The sequence below is a fragment of the Paenibacillus sp. TCA20 genome, assembly GCF_000732325.1.
In the GTDB taxonomy this organism is placed as follows: Bacteria; Bacillota; Bacilli; order Paenibacillales; family Paenibacillaceae; genus Paenibacillus; species Paenibacillus urinalis.
In genome coordinates this window covers 58,298-75,507 of sequence record NZ_BBIW01000001.1, presented here as the reverse complement: position 1 = coordinate 75,507, position 17,210 = coordinate 58,298, and the positions used below count along the sequence as shown (strand labels likewise).

Genomic DNA, 17,210 nt, shown 5'->3' with positions numbered 1-17,210 from the left:
GCGTGCTGACGATATGAATGAACAATTACAGCTGTTATTGGATCTGCCAAAGCGTCAGATTATATTGAGTTTACAGCCTGAGCCTTATCAGCAAATCAAAGAAGGTAAGAAAACCATTGAATTTCGCCGGAGGTTTATCAAAGAGCCAGCAGCGGCATTTGTATATGTGTCCTCTCCTATAAAACAAATCAAAGCTTTTATTGAATTTGGAATGCCGATTCAAGAGGATATCGAGACACTCGTATCCATTGCAGAAGAACATGAGCGAGGGTCAGGGGTGGAGCTTCGTGCATATTTCAGCGGCGTGTCTTATGGATATGCCATTCCCATCCTGTCATGCACCGAATTTGCACCCATATCGCTCGAGCTGCTTAAGGGCGGCTATGCGTTTAATCCTCCTCAATCCTATATGAATCTGTCCGTTAATCCACGACTTGAACAGGCCTTATTGAAGAAAATCATGACTTAATCAAGGAGTCCATTACTCGGACTCCTTACCGGCCACATCTCTATAAGGAGGTGATCAGCGTAACGAAAATGTAAACGCTTAAGTTGCTTAATGGATAGGATTGATTGTTATGTGACAGAAAGCATCACCATTTGGAAGGAGGATCAAGCAATGCGTGGTAAGAATAGCTGGGCAGTATTTCTTTGTATTTTGCTGATTAGCAGTATGATACCTTCTAATATGAAGAAAATGGAGGCGGCTCCCATTATATTTGAAGCGGAGAATGGAGTATTAACAGGTGTTGATGTAATGACGCAATTTCAAGGCTATTCCGGTACCGGGTATGTAGGGGGATTTGATGCGCAGAACGATAAGCTGAGTATACAAGTGAGTGTACCGTATACAGGTCTTTACAATCTAGGTATTGGTTATCAGGCACCACACGGAACGAAGAATACGAGTCTTGTCTTGGGAGGAATATCACAAGGCGAGATCACACTTCATGAAACAACGAATTTCGGTGAAGTGGATGCAGGTAAAATTATGTTGCAGGCAGGTACAACAGAGATCAGCTTCATTAGTAATTGGGGCTGGTATTATATCGACTATGTGCGGCTGGAGAGAGCTCCGGATCCTCCTCCGCATCAAATCAATGCAGCACTTGTTAATCCAGATGCCAGCAGTGAGGCTGAATCGCTCTATAATTATTTGAAATCAGAGTATGGACAGCATATTCTGTCAGGACAGCAAACGCTGGCCGACGCGAATTGGATCCATAGCACACTTGGCAAGAAGCCGGCTGTACTAGGTCTTGATCTGATGGATTATTCACCTTCCAGAACAGAGCGGGGAACGGTATCCTCGGATATTGAGCATGCGATCGAGTGGGATGCCGGTGGCGGTATCGTAACCTTTGCGTGGCATTGGAATGCGCCAAAAGATCTGATCGATCAACCTGGAAAGGAGTGGTGGAGAGGCTTCTATACGGAAGCAACTACTTTTGATATTGAATATGCCATGTCACACCCAGATTCCCAGGATTACCAGCTGCTCATTCGTGATATGGATGCGATTGCTGTACAGCTCAAAAGACTGCAGCAGGAAAATATACCGGTACTGTGGAGACCGCTGCATGAGGCGGAAGGAGGATGGTTCTGGTGGGGCGCCAAGGGTCCGGAGCCTGCCAAAGAGCTGTACCGGCTGATGTATGACCGATTCACGAATTTCCATGGGCTCGATAATCTGATATGGGTATGGAATTCGGAGAATGCGGCCTGGTATCCAGGAGATCAATATGTAGATATCATCAGTGTTGACAGCTATCCAGGTGCTGGAAATTATGGACCGGTAAGCAGCCGTTATGAGAATCTGAAGACACTGGTGAACGATCAGAAGATCATTGCATTGACTGAGAATGGGCCTATTCCCGATCCGGATCTGCTGCAGGCCTATCATGCGGATTGGAGCTGGTTCGTGACTTGGTCTGGAGAGTTCATACGAGATGGTATTCAGAATAGTACACAGCATTTGACAAAGGTGTATAACAGTCCATATGTAATCACACTGGATGAACTGCCAGATTGGAAAAATGATTACTAGTTCGGCTCAAACAGCGAGAAAAATCACAAAACCATGGATAAAAAGTGTATTTTCGTTACAAAATGATGAACTTTACCGTTTCTATCCTGGCCGTAATTATGGTAACCTTAGGTATAGGATTTTTGTAAGCCCTCTCATTATTTTTGGCAAACGGTTTCATTTCAAAGTAGAGGAGATGCGATATATGCCTAAGACACCCTTATTTATCGTGACAGGCGCAAGCTGTGTGGGGAAATCATCGGTTGTTCCTTATCTTCGAGGTTTACTTCCTGAGTTTGTAGTTCTTGACCTGCATCCGGATGAGAGCTTGGATTCTTCTATCTCATTAGGACCTGTGCTGCAAATGGCTCATCAAATTTCAATGAGTGATCGTGGCACGGTGCTTGTTGGCACCCTGACCCCGGAAGATGTTATTGAGAGTGGATACAGAGAACTGTTCAGCCAGGTTTATTTTATGAATCTGCATTGCAGTGATGAAGTGAGAGACCATAGACTTAGGGATCGTGGAGCGACGCCGGAGATAATATGGAGCAACACGAGACTCGCACATCGGCTGCTCGACAGTGACAATTTCTCGTTCAGTCCTCCCATATCAACAATAGACATTACCGCTTACTCTCCCGAAGAAGCTGGCAAGCTGATTCGCAAGTGGGTAAGAAATTACTGGAGCTCACGTTATCCGTTAGAAATTCGCGCATACACTTAATAAAGAGAAGCAAACGGTAGCGATTCGCTATCGTTTGTTTTTTTAGTATAGCAACCCTATTAAAAAAGGCATATAATCTATAATAATGACAGCTTCTGTACAGCTTTAAATTCTGATTGTGAGGTTGATTATGTCAATGATTCTTGAGAGACTTGATTCAGAGAAAACACTCGAGCAATGGAAAAAAGCTTTTGAGCGCCACAAAATCGTACGTGCTGACTCATTCTATGAACAATGTCTGCATGAGAACAAAATCGGCCTTAGGGTCACACTTCTTGTGTACCTGGACGAGCAAATCCTTGCTGGCTGTGCACATTTGAAGTTTGAATCAGACTATTTGTATTTTAGAGCACAAGGTATACCGGAAATTAATGATGTGAACATTTTTCCTGAATTCCGGAGAAGAGGGATCGGTAATCAGCTGATCGAAGAATTTGAAAGTATTGCTGCCTATAACTCCTATGACAGTATTGGAATTGGTATGGGGCTTTACAAGGACTTTGGTGCTGCTCAGCGCATCTATTGCAAGAGAGGTTATATTCCAGATGGCAATGGTCTGATGAATCATAATCGGGAAGTGGCTCTAGGTGACCAGGTAGAGGTCAATGATGATCTACTGCTCTATTTCGTAAAAGAATTGGGTAATGCTGCTCCTAAATGATAGAATTGAATTACATAATTGTCAGGACCGTATTAGCAGTTTAGGTTACGGTCTTTTTTATTTTATCAGTAATCCGAAGGACTCGTTGCGAAATATATCACCGAATTCGCTTTCTGAGGAGGATAAAGATGTATTTAAAAAGCGTTCTACTGCTTCAGGACAAAATCCAGAACAGAGAAGCGTATCCTTTTTCGATACCTTCCATTCATAGTATGGAGGAAATTCAATTTCGTAAGCCAGTCTCATTTTTTGTGGGTGAAAATGGTTCTGGTAAATCAACGCTGCTTGAAGCCATTGCTTATCAATGCGGATTTCATACAGCTGGAGGAGGGAGAAACAATCTGTATGATGTTGAAGCCTCGGAATCTGCCTTAGGTGACTACATTAGACTGTCCTGGATGCCCAAAATTACGAAGGGATTCTTCCTGCGGGCAGAGTCCTTCTATCAATTTGCCTCCCACATCGATTCTGATCCTGAGCACTTGCCATATTATGGAGGTAAATCACTGCATCATCAGTCTCATGGGGAATCCTTCCTCAGCTTATTTGTTCATCGATTCGGAAGCCAGAGGGCTGTATATTTGCTGGATGAGCCCGAGGCTGCTTTGTCTCCAACTAGACAGCTGTCATTGCTTAGATTGATCTATGACTTAAGAGAGCATGCTCAGTTCATCATTGCAACGCATTCACCGATATTGCTGGGATATCCAGATGCTGATATTTTCAGCTTTGATCAAACGCCGATTCGTCCGATTGCATATGAAGATACGGAGCATTATCAGGTGACAAGAAGATTTTTGGAGAATAAAAAACAGATATTGAATGAGTTGTTCAGTGATGATTAGAGGGGGGGACTACATATGGAGAATATACAGATCAGAGAGGTACAGGTACAAGATGCCGAGCAGCTGCTCAGGCTGAATCAGGAGCTGGACCGGGAGACAAAGTTTATGCTGTATGAACCGGGGGAAAGAAATGCAACGATCGAATCCCAGACGAAGCGAATTAAGGGGATGCTGGAATCAGGGCACTCTACATTGCTATTAGCTGTGAATGCAGAAGGTAATGTGATCGGGCAGCTGGGTATCATTGGCTCTGAGCTGCAGCGCAAGAAGCACGTTGTGTACATGATCATTGGCATATTACAGCACTATACCGGCCAAGGTGTCGGTGCGAGGCTGTTTCGGGCGATGGAGGAATGGTGCAGGCTGCGCAGGATTCACCGGATTGAGCTGACGGTGATGGCTCATAATGAAGCTGCGATCGCCTTGTATCACAAGATGGGATTTGAAATGGAGGGCAAGAAGCGTCATTCATTGATCGTGGATGGACAGTATGTAGATGAATTGTATATGGCCAAAATGGTCTGATACTGGTAATCTATCATCTTCCAGATATGGAAGCTATAATAGAATGTACAGCCTCGGTATAAGAAAGAGGCAGTTCTACTTATTAAATAGGAAGGGAAGTGGCTGATCCAATGAATAATAAAGAACGTTTCTCAGATCGGGTCGATTCTTATGTGAAATATCGTCCAAGCTATCCGGTAGAAGCCATCGATTACATGTATGGAACAATAGGAATGAAGCCGGCAAGTACGATTGCCGATATCGGTGCAGGGACAGGGATTATGTCAGAGCTGCTGCTGGCTAGAGGGAGTACAGTGATTGCGGTCGAGCCAAACATGGAAATGCGGCTGGCAGCTGAAGCGAGGCTCTCGGGCAACGCTCAATTCAGAGTGCAGTCAAGCCCTGCGGAAGAGACGGGCCTGCAAGATCAGTCGGTTGATTATATCGTTTGTGCCCAGTCATTTCATTGGTTTGATCAGCGCTTGGCCAAAGAGGAGTTTAAGCGGATTCTGAAGCCGGAAGGGAAGGCAGTTCTGATATGGAATTCAAGACTTACCGAAGGTACGCCTTTCCTGGTCAAATATGATGAGCTGCTTCATACCTATGGAACGGATTACAATGAAGTAAAACATACTAATATTACTTCGGACATGCTGCGTTCCTTTTTTTAAGAATGGAGAGCTGCATGAGGCGGAATTCCCTAATCGGCAAATCTTTGACTATGAAGGGTTAAGCGGCAGATTACAATCTTCTTCCTACAGCCCACCGCCAGACCACCCTAATTATGAGCCTATGATGAACGAGCTGCGGAAACTGTTTGATTCCTATCAACAGGAAGGACAAGTGTATTTTGAATATACGACACAAATCTTCTGGGGAGAAGTATAGGGGGGCAAATATAGATATCGGATATTGAGAGTCTATGAGAAATGCGGCTTTCGTCAAGTGAAGCTTCTTCCAAATCACGAATGGCACGAAGGTTCCTACAGGGACTGCTGGCTTATTGAATACACAAGTAAATGACTTGAGTAGAAACACCTTTTCGTGTGGAGGGCAATCTTATGGACAATGGTTATTACATCGGATGGGGAACGCTCGCCCTCATTAATGCAGGCCTGGCACAAGGCAAGAATCGAAGTGGTTTGAATTGGTTCTTGCTCTCATTGTTACTAGGACCGCTTGCGACGCTGATTATTGTCGTATGGAGTAAGAAATAAGACATGGCTATACGATATATTCTATAGATCAGGGGGAATAATATCAGTGAGTTCAGGTAGAACGGAGTTATATATGGTAAGGCACGCGGAATCCCCGTTTATCTTTGGAGAAGAGCGTACAAGAGGCTTGTCTGACAAAGGAGCTGCACATGCACAGGAGCTGGCTCATATATTTGCTTCCATACCGGTGCACCTGGTTATATCCAGTCCTTACACTCGTGCCGTTGAGACGGTTAATCCTATTGCGAAATCCAAGGGTTTAGAGGTCGTACTCCATGAGGAGCTTAAGGAAAGAAGGATAGAAGGACCAGATCATAGATCAGACTGGGAAGTGCTGGAGAGAGCGATAAAAGCTTCGTTTGAAGATCTGGATTATGCACTTGACGGTGGAGAATCTACTCGGCAAATGCAGCAACGTGCAATCCCGATCATTGAACGAATACTAGAGGAATATTCAGAGAAGAGTATTATTCTCGGTACACATGGCAATATCATGGTGGCAATCATGAATTATTATGATTCACAGTATGGTTATGATTTCTGGGCAGGAACCTCGAAGCCGGACATCTATCGGTTAGAATTTGAAAGCAAACGGCTTGTTCAGGTAGAGTGCTTATGGGAGAAAGTAACAGGATGATACGAGACAAGTGGACAGAGTGAGAATCGTTATGGTGTTTGCAATACCTTTGATGTAATACATATCATTTCTGAATACGTACGAAGGAGAGTTCTGAAGTGAATTCAATCGTTTCCTATTGTTTGGCCAAAAAGGCTGCCAAGGAGGACTATCCGTTCGGGGCGGATACCCTTGTGGCCAAAATTGAGGGGAAAATGTTTGCCTTGATTTCCCTGAATAAGGATAAGGAACCGCTCAGCATATCACTCAAATGCGATCCGCTCATAGCCGTGAATCTGCGTGAACAGCATCAGGCGGTCGTGCCGGGTTATCATCTTAACAAAAAGCACTGGAACACGGTATATCTGGGGCAAGACCTTAGAGTAGAGGATATTCGGCCGATGATCGATCATTCCTACGACTTGGTATTCAAGGGCTTGACGAAGAAGCAGCGTGAATCAATCCAATGTCGGTTGGGTAATTAATTTTCATAGATTAGACAAGCGATCTGGCTCTGGCGGGAGTTCTTGCATGAAGGCAAGCCTGCTTGGAGCCTTTTTTAATGTAATAGCCTTAATTTGACGAAAATTGAATGTTTTTGATAGAAAATGATTGTTTTTATTCAGATATGTGGTACTATAGAATCAGTCAGGAGGAAGAAAAGATGCTGACAGAAGAACGATATCGGATGATTTTAGAACGCTTACAGCAGCGTGGAGTGGTTAAACTTCAGGAGCTGGTTGAATTACTCCAGGCTTCTGAATCCACGATTCGAAGAGACTTGGTGGATTTAGAGGCGAAGAACCTGCTCAAAAGAGTTCATGGAGGGGCTTCACTTGTAAGTCATAAGAGCATCGAGCTTGGCATGGATGAGAAAACGTTCAAAAACGTTCAAGAAAAGACAGCAGCAGCGATCTTAGCGGCCAAACAGCTCCATGATGGTGAATGTATTTATCTGGATGCGGGCACGACCACGCTTGCCATGATTCCTTATATTGAAGCACAGGATATTACCGTTGTTACCAACGGACTCTCCCACGTAGAAGCGCTGGTAAGTAAAAAGATACGCAGCTATTTGCTCGGTGGCATGATGAAACCGCATACGAAGGCGGTCATTGGCAGCATAGCACTTCAAAATATGGATAACTTCCGCTTCGACAAGAGCTTCCTGGGTACCAATGGATTGGATATGGCGATGGGCTATACGACTCCGGATCCGGAAGAGGCATTAATTAAACGCAGGGCCCATCAGTTATCTGGACAGACCTACGTGCTGGCAGATTCCAGTAAGTTTGGGGAAATCGCTTTTGCCAAGCTGTTTAATCTGGAAGAAGCGACGTTAATAACAGACAGGGTTCCTGGCGAATATAGGAAATGGCTTGGACCGAAATTTAAAGCAATTGAGGGATTAAAATGATATATACGGTAACACTCAATCCATCCATCGATTACATCGTGGAAGTTGAACAGCTGGAGCTTGGCAGCTTGAACCGAATGAAGCGGGATTTAAAGCTCCCTGGTGGAAAAGGAATCAATGTATCCAGGGTGCTTAACCAGCTGAATGCAGAACATGCAGCGCTTGGTTTTATTGGCGGATTTACGGGGAATTTTATAGACGCCTATCTGAACAAGGAAGGAATTAGATCGGATTTTGTTTTCATTCAGGATGATACACGAATTAACGTCAAATTGAAGCATGACCAGGAGACCGAGATCAATGGTCTTGGTCCTGTAGTCACAGAGGAAGAGGCGGTGGCTCTGCTTCAGAAGCTTAATCAGCTTGCAGAAGGAGATATTCTGGTGCTGTCAGGCAGTATTCCTCCTTCACTTGGCGGTGATTTCTATCTTCGATTAATCAAAGCCTGCCAGAAAGCAGGGGCTGAATTTGTCATCGATACGACAGGTGAGGCCTTGCTCGAAGCTTTGTACTATAAACCGCTGCTGGTGAAACCGAATCATCACGAATTAGCTGAGTTGTTTGGAGTTACGATCGAGTCTCAGGACGATCTCATTACCTATGGCAGGAAGCTGCTGGATGAAGGCGCACAGCACGTCATTATTTCTATGGCTGGTGAAGGAGCACTGTTGATTACAAGTGAGGCCGTTTATCACGCCACGGTTCCTGCGGGAACCGTAAGAAATTCAGTCGGTGCCGGAGATTCGATGATTGCTGGCTTTGTCGGAACGCTTACTCAAACAAAAGACCCGTTAGAGGCATTTCGTGCAGGTGTAGCTTCAGGCAGTGCAACGGCATTTTCAGACGATCTTGCTCAGCGAAAAGAAATTGATAAATTGATTCCTGAAGTCCAAATCACCAAATTATAAATACAAAAGTAAGACCTAATAGGCGTGAAAATGCACGCCTGATCATTCAGGGGAGTTGTTAGACATGAGAATTACGGATTTGATGATTGAAGAAACGATGATCATGAATTTGAAATCCACTTCGAAGGATGGCGCAATGGATGAATTGATAGCTAGTCTCGCTAGCAGCGGGCGTATCAATGATCCTGTTCTATTCAAAGAAATGATATATAAACGTGAGGCAGAATCCAGCACAGGAATCGGCGGCGGGATCGCAATGCCTCATGCGAAGACTGCAGCTGTGAATGAGCCAACTGTTGTATTTGCAAAAAGCGAAGCCGGTGTCGATTTTGAATCATTAGACGGTGAGCCTGCACATGTGTTCTTCATGATTGCGGCACCGGAAGGAGCAGGAAGTACACATCTTCGTACGCTCGCTGCCCTTTCCCGGCTATTGATTGACAACGTTTTCATTGAACGATTGCTGCAAACAAAGACACCGAATGAGGTAACCGCTCTATTCAATGAGAAGCAGGCTGAGGAAGCGGAGGGTTCGGAGAAGTCGGAGCATAAGACGAACTCGGCGGACTCATCGACAAATGAGACTCTGAAACCAGCAGACCAAGCTGAAGAAATTCCATTTGTTGTTGCAGTAACCGCTTGCCCTACGGGAATTGCCCACACCTTTATGGCTGAAGATGCACTCAAGAAGAAGGCTCAAGAGATGGGCGTTCAAATCCGGGTGGAAACCAACGGATCTGAAGGAGCGAGTAATGTCTTGACCGAAGATGAAATCCGCCGGGCGAAGGGAATTATCGTGGCGGCAGATAAAAATGTCGAGATGGCACGATTTGCAGGTAAACCGGTATTGCAGCGTCCTGTCAGCGATGGTATTCGTAAATCGGAAGAGCTGATATCCAAAGCTGTAAAAGGAGATGCCCCGATCTACCAGGCAGAAGGTGGAGCCGCTTCACCAGCTGCGGATGAGAAGAAAAGTGTCGGCAGTACCTTGTATAAGAACTTAATGAACGGTATATCTCATATGCTTCCGTTTGTTGTCGGCGGCGGGATTCTGCTCGCCATTTCGTTCCTCATTGAACAAGTGGCTGGTGAGGATAACCCAATCTTCCAGCTGCTGCAAACGATAGGCGGCGGTGAAGGTGCGTTTCATTTTCTGATTCCTATTTTGGCGGGATTCATTGCAATGAGTATTGCTGATCGTCCGGCACTTATGCCGGGTATGGTAGGTGGTTTAATGGCGGTTAATGCCAATGCAGGATTTCTCGGCGGACTTGCAGCCGGATTTCTGGCAGGTTACGTTGTCATTGGACTTCGCCGGGTGTTTAAGCATTTGCCCAAAGCCATTGACGGATTAAAAGCCATTCTGCTATATCCAGTGTTCGGACTGCTGATTACCGGCTCACTGATGTTCTATATTTTGTCACCCATTTTCAGCTGGATCAATACGGGGTTAATTGATGTACTTAACAATCTGGGTACAGGGAATATGGTTCTGCTCGGAATCATTCTCGGCGGTATGATGTCAATTGATATGGGCGGACCGTTTAACAAAGCTGCATACACATTTGCAATTGGCGTGTTTACGTCAAGCGGAAATGAGAACGGGCTGATGATGGCAGCTGTTATGGCGGGAGGTATGGTTCCTCCATTAGCAATAGCATTAGCAACAACCTTCTTTAAGAATAAGTTTACGGAAGAGGAGCGCAAATCCGGGATTACGAATTATGTACTAGGCTTATCCTTTATTACAGAAGGGGCCATTCCATTTGCAGCGGCTGATCCGCTCCGGGTATTGACCTCGTGTATCGTTGGATCGGCAGTCGCCGGAGGACTGACTCAATTGTGGGCGATTAACCTGCCTGCTCCCCATGGAGGAATCTTCGTCGCTGCACTTGCGAGCAATGCCTTGATGTTCTTGCTGGCAGTTGTGATTGGTGCTGTTATTTCCGGAATCATCTTGGGATTATGGAAGAAACCTTTAAAAGTTTAGTAAATTAAATCAGTTTGAATTGCCGTCTCTGAACGAAAGTGCAGAGGCGGTTTTTTATGTCAGTAGAGTGTTCAATTTTGAACAAAATCATCATTTCAATGATAATTAAAACATTTTTTGTTTAAATATACACATTTCTATGTACAAATTTTATTCATTTATGTAGAATGATAGAAGATATAACCATTATATGGATAGAACGGAGGTGTAGGATGGAAATCGTGCTTAAAAATTTTTTTCAGGCCTTAGCCAAGAATCCAACAGCTAATCAGATGGCGAAGAAGTATGGTTTAAGATTTGGAGCAAGTCGGTTTGTTGCGGGAATTACGATTCATGATGCCGTTCAGTCTGTAAGAAGCTTGAATCGTGATGGACGTGTTGCTACGTTGGATCATTTAGGAGAATTTATCTCGACGAGGGAAGAAGCGCTTGAATCAGCCAAGATGTGTATAGAGACTTTGGAAGCCATTGCAGACAGTGGTATTAAGTCCAACTTGTCTTTAAAAATGACCTCACTTGGACTTGATATTGACAAGCAGCTATGCATGGATAACATGAATCAAATTCTCGAATGCGCACAGCGTTATAACAATTTTGTACGGATTGACATGGAGGATTATGCTCACTGCGAGGTATCTATCGACATCTACCGAGATCTCCGGAAGAAATTTGATAATGTAGGAATTGTACTCCAGGCTTATTTGTATCGAACGGAGCAAGATGTGGAGGACCTCAATCCATATGATGCCAATTTAAGACTGGTGAAGGGGGCCTATAAAGAGTCGCCCAAGGTGGCTTATCCTAACAAGAAGGATGTTGACGACAACTATAAGAAGCTTATTTCCCAGCATCTTTCGAATGGAAATTATACTGCTGTTGCAACTCATGATGAGGCCATCATTCAGTATGTGAAAGAAGAGGCGGCACAGAAGGGCTATGCCCTTGATCGATTTGAATTTCAGATGTTATACGGGATTGCTGAGGACTTACAGAAGAGTTTGGTCAAGGAAGGGTATAAGGTTCGTGTATATGTACCTTACGGACGAGACTGGTTTGGCTACAATATGAGACGATTGGCAGAGCGGCCAGCAAATGTGTGGTTTGTACTCAAAAATTTATTCAAGTAAATTAATGTTCATAACACCCTGGCCCTAGGATGTTTCAATCAAGAGTTGTAGATCGGAAAAGGTTTAATACGATGAAGTGAAATCATTCAGGGCAACCCGGAGAATAACAACATCGGTTTGCCCCAATCCATCATTTTTCACTCTAAATAATGTTTCTTCATTTTGTTGTATAAGGTTCCTCGTGATATGCCAAGCAATTTCGCAGCAACACTCTTGTTACCAGCGGCCTTATGTAGAGCTTCTTCAATAAGTGCCTTCTCTTCTGTCTCAGACACTTTTGCTTTCAGCCGGTTGTCATAATGTATATGTTCTATCAGAACTTGCTCCCCATCACTTATGGCCCCGAAATGTTCCAGAAAAGAATCGGGGAGATGCTCCAGCTTGATTTGATCACCTTCTCCAAGAATAACACACCGCTCAAGAACAGCCCGAAGTTCTGCGATATTTCCAGGCCACGCATAGTTAGAAAAAGCCAATATGACCTCTGGTGTAAGTACAGGAATCGGTTTTTGATACTGTGCTGAAAATTCGCGTAAGTACATGGTGCTCAAAATTGAAATGTCCTCGATTCTGTCACGCAGAGGTGGAACAGGGATCGACACAATACTGAGCGTGTAATATAGCTCGGAGCTGAAATTCTGGCTCGCAGCAAGCTCCTCCAGATTATGCTTCGATGCACCGATAATACGCGTATTCAGCGGAATATCGGTATGTCCTCCATAACGCCGGAAAGACTGGTTCTTCAAAGCATGATACAGTTTATCCTGGACATCCATCGGAAGCTTGTCAATCTCATTTAAGAGCAGCGTTCCTTTATCAGCTAGCTCCAGCTTGCCAGGATCATAATGGTTATTGCCGGAAAACGTACCGCCTTCAAATCCAAATAGTTCACTCTCCAGCATGCCGACAGGTACTGCACCGCAATTAATGGACAAGAATGGATGCTCAGCACGCGGGCTTGCCAGATGAATGACTTTTGCCAGCTGTTCCTTCCCGACACCCGACTCCCCATACAGAATGACAGGTGTATCGGATTCAGCCATCTTTTTGCCAATTCGGACCACTTTGCTAATGCTATGACTCTGACCATCGATATGACTGAAGGGATCGTCTTTGCGAGGAAGCGTATCTAATATACTCGCCTGAGCGGAAGTGAGCTCTTCATTCAGCCTAACTAGATGAGTAATGTCCTGTTCAGAGGCGAGACCGCCGATAATCTGACCATTATAATCCTTAACAGGTGAAGCATTGATAAGGACGTGGGTTCCTTCACGAGATTTGTGGTACATGTTGCGTATGATGCGTCCTTCGTCTATGCTCCGCAGCAGCATCAAAGAGTCGGGATCAAAGTGTTCACCGATCGTTCTGCCCATTATTCGCTCGTATGGAATATCATAAATACTCACAGCTGTCTCATTCCAGCAAATTACAGTCCCTTTCCGATCAACAGCTGTAACGGCATCGGTTACTGTATCTAATAAAGAGTTTAAATAAGCTTCTGCTTTGTGCTTTTGTGCAGCTATTTGCTTTAATAAGTTAAAGAGGGAAAGGAATCCAGTAATCTGATTTGACTCACTCACAAATAGGATGGGACGGTCAAGATCATCAGGCAGATCAGATATCCATTCTCCTCTGGAGAAATGTGGATTGTCCAAGTCGATGATCGGTGACGGGGACCATTCAGATAGTAAATCCTGGAGATGTCCTTCCTTAACTAAAAAACGGCTTATATCACTTGCTGTAAACAAATAATGACGGTCATTCCATTCAATATGAACTGCTTTGGAATTCTCAAGATTCTGGATTAGTTGGCTGACGTTTTGATCAAAATTCATTGCAACATAATCGGTATTTAATTCAATCTGTTCATTATTGAACATAAGAACCTCTCACTTTGTGTAATTTAGTATAAATATTACATGGGAATCACTTATATTTCAACTTGATATTAGAATATAGTATGTTCAAAATAAAACGATGTTTAGAGTTAGACATGTTGCTGTTCAATTAAATGAAAATGGGGGAATATCTCTATGGCGAATGTACAAACACAGCCTGTAGGAACGAATCCGGCATTGGGCAAAAAAACATCTGTCAGAGCATTAATTGCAAGCTTGATTGGCAGCTCTATCGAATGGTTCGATTATTTTTTGTATGGAACGGCTGCTTCACTTGTTTTTAACCAGTTATTCTTTCCAGCCGAGGATGCAGTAGTCAGCCTGCTGTTATCATATCTTACCTTTGCGCTTCCGTTCTTTATTCGGCCGCTTGGGGGCATCATATTCAGTCATATCGGAGACAAGGTAGGGAGAAAGAAGACATTAGTTATGACCCTTTCTTTAATGGGAGGATCTACGGTACTGATTGGCTGTTTGCCTGATTATAATGCGATTGGCGTATGGGCACCCATTCTCTTGATTCTGATGCGATGTATCCAAGGACTTGGCATCGGAGGAGAGTGGGGCGGAGCCCTTTTGCTGGCTGTTGAATACTCTGGTAAAAACAATCGCGGCTTCTACGGCAGTATTCCTCAAATGGGTGTAACGATTGGAATGGTGATGGGTACTTTGGCGTTGTCCCTGATGAGCCTGCTTCCGGATGATGCCTTTATGTCCTGGGGCTGGAGAGTACCTTTTATCATGAGTGCTGTCCTTGTCTTCATCGGTCTATGGATTCGTAACGGTCTGGATGAAACTCCTGCATTTAAAGAATCACAAAAATCAGGTGAAACCTCCCGTGTACCTCTTCTTGATACGCTGCGTTACCACTGGAAATCGGTTCTAATTGCTGTCGGTGCCAAGGTAGTAGAGACAGGTCCATTCTATATATTTGGAACCTTCGTTGTTGCCTATTGCACAACATATCTAGGCTATGAACGTTCACCGGTGCTCAATGCCGTATTGCTTGCAGCTCTTGTGGCAACTGCCCTAATCCCGCTTGCAGGGAAGTTGTCTGACAAAATAGGCAGAAAACCGCTGTTTGTCGGTGGTACAATTGCAATTATTCTCTATGCATTCCCATACTTTTATCTGTTGTCTCAAGGCTCTATAGCTCTCATGATCTTGGCTACAATTCTGGGTCTAGGAATTGTTTGGGTTCCAGTTACAGCGGTGCTGGGAACAATGTTTTCTGAAATATTCAGTACCAAGGTGCGTTATACAGGTGTCAGCCTCGGATATCAGATCGGTGCAGCTGTTGCGGGAGGAACCGCACCACTTATTGCTACATGGCTGTTAAGTGAATTCAACAATTCTTGGGTGCCTGTCGCGCTATATATCATTCTCACAGGTGTAATTTCTCTAATTGCTGTAAGTGCAACTCGTGAGAAGAAGAATACAGAGCTGGATATTTAGAAGGCTTAAGGGTTGTCTAAATTTGTACACATTAAACAATATAGTTGTTTGATGTGTACAAATCGTAAGGCTGAGTGTATAATCCAAATGGATACAGTGTTAATAAATAACATAATTGTTTTAAATTGAGAGGAGATATGTAACGTGAATAAGACAGCGAATATCAGTCCCTTTGTCAATGAGCCTTTCGTGAACTTCAGTTTGGAAGAGAACAAGCAGGCGATGGAAAAAGCGATTAGCAAAGTAAAGTCTGAATTAGGTCAAAATATCCCTCTCCATATCGGTGAGAAGAAGGTGTTCACTGAAGAGGTAATTACTTCGGTCAACCCGGGGAATTTAGGGGAAGTCATCGGATATGTGAGTAAAGCGAATCAGCCACTGGCAGAAGAAGCCATGCAGATTGCCGTAAGCACATTCGAAACGTGGAAGAGGGTACCTCCAAGAGAGCGAGCGGAATATCTATTCAAGGCAGCGACTCTTATGCGGGAACGTAAGCATGAATTCTCGGCACTTATGATTCTTGAATCTGGTAAAAACTATGCCGAGGCTGATGCAGACACAGCCGAAGCTATTGATTTTATTGAATTTTATGCACGTGAAATATTACGTATTGATCAAATTAATGAAATACAGCCTCTAACCAAGGTGCAAGGTGAAGACAATCGCTTAACATATATTCCTCTAGGGGTTGGCGTCATCATACCTCCATGGAATTTCCCGCTGGCGATATGCGTAGGTATGACAACTGCAGCGGTTGTGTCAGGAAATACGGTATTGCTCAAGCCTGCTTCGACGACGCCTGCAATAGCTCATAAATTTGTTGCGCTTATGGAAGAGGTGGGTCTTCCAGCTGGTGTTATCAATTTTATACCTGGCAGCGGAGCGGAAGTAGGAGATTATTTAACTTCTCATCCGAAGACCCGATTTATCAGCTTCACCGGCTCGAAGGAAGTCGGACTTCATATAAGTAAGCAGGCAGCGGATACGTCAGAAGGCCAAATTTGGATCAAGCGGCTTATTGCCGAAATGGGCGGCAAGGATGGGATCGTCGTAGATGAGACCGCGAATCTTGATGCAGCGGCGCAGGCCATTGTTGCTTCTGCCTTTGGTTTCCAGGGACAGAAGTGTTCCGCCGGGTCGAGAGCGATCATTGTAGAAGCTGTGTATGATGAAGTTGTGGAGAAGGTTAAGGAGCTGACGGAGAAGCTTGCTGCCGGGTTACCAGAACTGAATTATCCAGCAGGACCGGTCATTGATAAGGCTTCTTATGATAAAATCTTGAATTACATCCAAATTGGCAAGGGCGAAGGAACGTTACTAACGGGAGGAAGTCCGGCCGAAGGGAATGGCTACTATATCCAGCCTACTGTATTCGCGGATGTGAAACCAGATGCGAGAATTATGAAGGAAGAAATTTTTGGTCCCGTTCTTGCTATATGCAAGGCTTCAGATTATAAGGAGGCAATTGAAATATATAATGATACAGAGTTTGGATTGACAGGCTCCTATTTCTCCTCAGACCAGGATCGCATTGAGGAGGCGCTGGAGACGATGCACTGTGGAAACCTGTATATAAACCGAAAGTGTACCGGGGCTCTGGTTGGAGCTCATCCGTTCGGCGGCTTCAATATGTCGGGTACGGATTCCAAGGCCGGAGGATACGATTATCTGCTCTTGTTCACACAAGCTAAGCTGACCTCCAGGAAGCTGTAGCTAAATGAATGAAGATGGCTTCGGATATTCCGAAGTCATCTTTTTTTTAGTACAATGACCGTTATAAAGGATAGATGTAGTGCAGGTCCTTAATCCCATGAACGAT

At 44.3% G+C, this 17,210-nt stretch carries 17 protein-coding genes and 1 pseudogene; 17 read left to right on the top strand and 1 reads right to left on the bottom strand.

Annotated elements, in window-relative coordinates; all coding sequences use genetic code 11:
- The first annotated feature begins 13 nt into the window (after positions 1–13).
- From TCA2_RS00310 to TCA2_RS00250, 15 genes and pseudogenes are all read left to right on the top strand, one after another.
- Positions 14–469, top strand: coding sequence for a hypothetical protein (locus TCA2_RS00310; RefSeq protein WP_047909576.1), 456 nt, complete (start codon positions 14–16; stop codon positions 467–469).
- 150 nt (positions 470–619) lie between these two features.
- Positions 620–2,047 carry a glycosyl hydrolase gene (locus TCA2_RS00305; RefSeq protein WP_052511623.1) on the top strand — a complete coding sequence of 476 codons (1,428 nt, stop codon included), beginning with the start codon at positions 620–622 and terminating at the stop codon, positions 2,045–2,047.
- A 184-nt stretch (positions 2,048–2,231) separates the two neighbouring features.
- Positions 2,232–2,753, top strand: a complete 522-nt coding sequence (locus TCA2_RS00300; protein ID WP_047909575.1) for an AAA family ATPase — start codon at positions 2,232–2,234, stop codon at positions 2,751–2,753.
- 130 nt (positions 2,754–2,883) lie between these two features.
- Complete coding sequence (locus TCA2_RS00295; protein ID WP_047909574.1) at positions 2,884–3,414, top strand: GNAT family N-acetyltransferase; 531 nt, start codon at positions 2,884–2,886, stop codon at positions 3,412–3,414.
- Between the two features lie 128 nt (positions 3,415–3,542).
- Positions 3,543–4,259 (top strand): AAA family ATPase, encoded by a 717-nt coding sequence (locus TCA2_RS00290; protein ID WP_047909573.1) that lies wholly within the window; start codon positions 3,543–3,545, stop codon positions 4,257–4,259.
- A 15-nt stretch (positions 4,260–4,274) separates the two neighbouring features.
- Positions 4,275–4,784, top strand: a complete 510-nt coding sequence (locus tag TCA2_RS00285) for a GNAT family N-acetyltransferase (protein WP_047909572.1) — start codon at positions 4,275–4,277, stop codon at positions 4,782–4,784.
- 110 nt (positions 4,785–4,894) lie between these two features.
- Positions 4,895–5,434, top strand: a complete 540-nt coding sequence (locus TCA2_RS00280) for a class I SAM-dependent methyltransferase (RefSeq protein WP_370510300.1) — start codon at positions 4,895–4,897, stop codon at positions 5,432–5,434.
- A 235-nt stretch (positions 5,435–5,669) separates the two neighbouring features.
- Positions 5,670–5,786: pseudogene (locus tag TCA2_RS27405) on the top strand (GNAT family N-acetyltransferase); the annotation flags it as partial.
- Positions 5,787–5,824: 38 nt separating this feature from the next.
- A complete protein-coding gene (locus tag TCA2_RS27050; protein ID WP_193745963.1) occupies positions 5,825–5,980 on the top strand; it encodes a hypothetical protein in 156 nt (51 codons plus the stop codon).
- Positions 5,981–6,026: 46 nt separating this feature from the next.
- Positions 6,027–6,617: a histidine phosphatase family protein gene (locus TCA2_RS00275; RefSeq protein WP_238546250.1), complete on the top strand. Its 591-nt coding sequence runs from the start codon at positions 6,027–6,029 to the stop codon at positions 6,615–6,617.
- A 98-nt stretch (positions 6,618–6,715) separates the two neighbouring features.
- Positions 6,716–7,081 (top strand): MmcQ/YjbR family DNA-binding protein, encoded by a 366-nt coding sequence (locus TCA2_RS00270; protein ID WP_047909571.1) that lies wholly within the window; start codon positions 6,716–6,718, stop codon positions 7,079–7,081.
- A 179-nt stretch (positions 7,082–7,260) separates the two neighbouring features.
- Positions 7,261–8,013 (top strand): DeoR/GlpR family DNA-binding transcription regulator, encoded by a 753-nt coding sequence (locus TCA2_RS00265; protein WP_047909570.1) that lies wholly within the window; start codon positions 7,261–7,263, stop codon positions 8,011–8,013.
- Positions 8,010–8,921, top strand: a complete 912-nt coding sequence (gene pfkB / locus TCA2_RS00260; protein ID WP_047909569.1) for a 1-phosphofructokinase — start codon at positions 8,010–8,012, stop codon at positions 8,919–8,921. The genes TCA2_RS00265 and pfkB overlap by 4 nt, the downstream gene beginning before the upstream one ends.
- Before the next feature lie 64 nt (positions 8,922–8,985).
- Positions 8,986–10,911: a fructose-specific PTS transporter subunit EIIC gene (locus tag TCA2_RS00255; protein ID WP_047909568.1), complete on the top strand. Its 1,926-nt coding sequence runs from the start codon at positions 8,986–8,988 to the stop codon at positions 10,909–10,911.
- Between the two features lie 212 nt (positions 10,912–11,123).
- Complete coding sequence (locus tag TCA2_RS00250; RefSeq protein WP_047909567.1) at positions 11,124–12,038, top strand: proline dehydrogenase family protein; 915 nt, start codon at positions 11,124–11,126, stop codon at positions 12,036–12,038.
- Between the two features lie 137 nt (positions 12,039–12,175).
- Here the strand turns inward: TCA2_RS00250 and TCA2_RS00245 are convergent, their stop codons facing one another.
- Positions 12,176–13,918: a sigma-54-dependent Fis family transcriptional regulator gene (locus tag TCA2_RS00245; RefSeq protein WP_047909566.1), complete on the bottom strand. Its 1,743-nt coding sequence runs from the start codon at positions 13,916–13,918 to the stop codon at positions 12,176–12,178.
- Between the two features lie 153 nt (positions 13,919–14,071).
- On the opposite strand from TCA2_RS00245, the gene TCA2_RS00240 reads away from it, so the two are divergent.
- Complete coding sequence (locus tag TCA2_RS00240; RefSeq protein ID WP_081872127.1) at positions 14,072–15,391, top strand: MFS transporter; 1,320 nt, start codon at positions 14,072–14,074, stop codon at positions 15,389–15,391.
- A gap of 144 nt (positions 15,392–15,535) precedes the next feature.
- Positions 15,536–17,104: an L-glutamate gamma-semialdehyde dehydrogenase gene (gene pruA, locus TCA2_RS00235; RefSeq protein ID WP_047909565.1), complete on the top strand. Its 1,569-nt coding sequence runs from the start codon at positions 15,536–15,538 to the stop codon at positions 17,102–17,104.
- Positions 17,105–17,210: the final 106 nt, after the last annotated feature.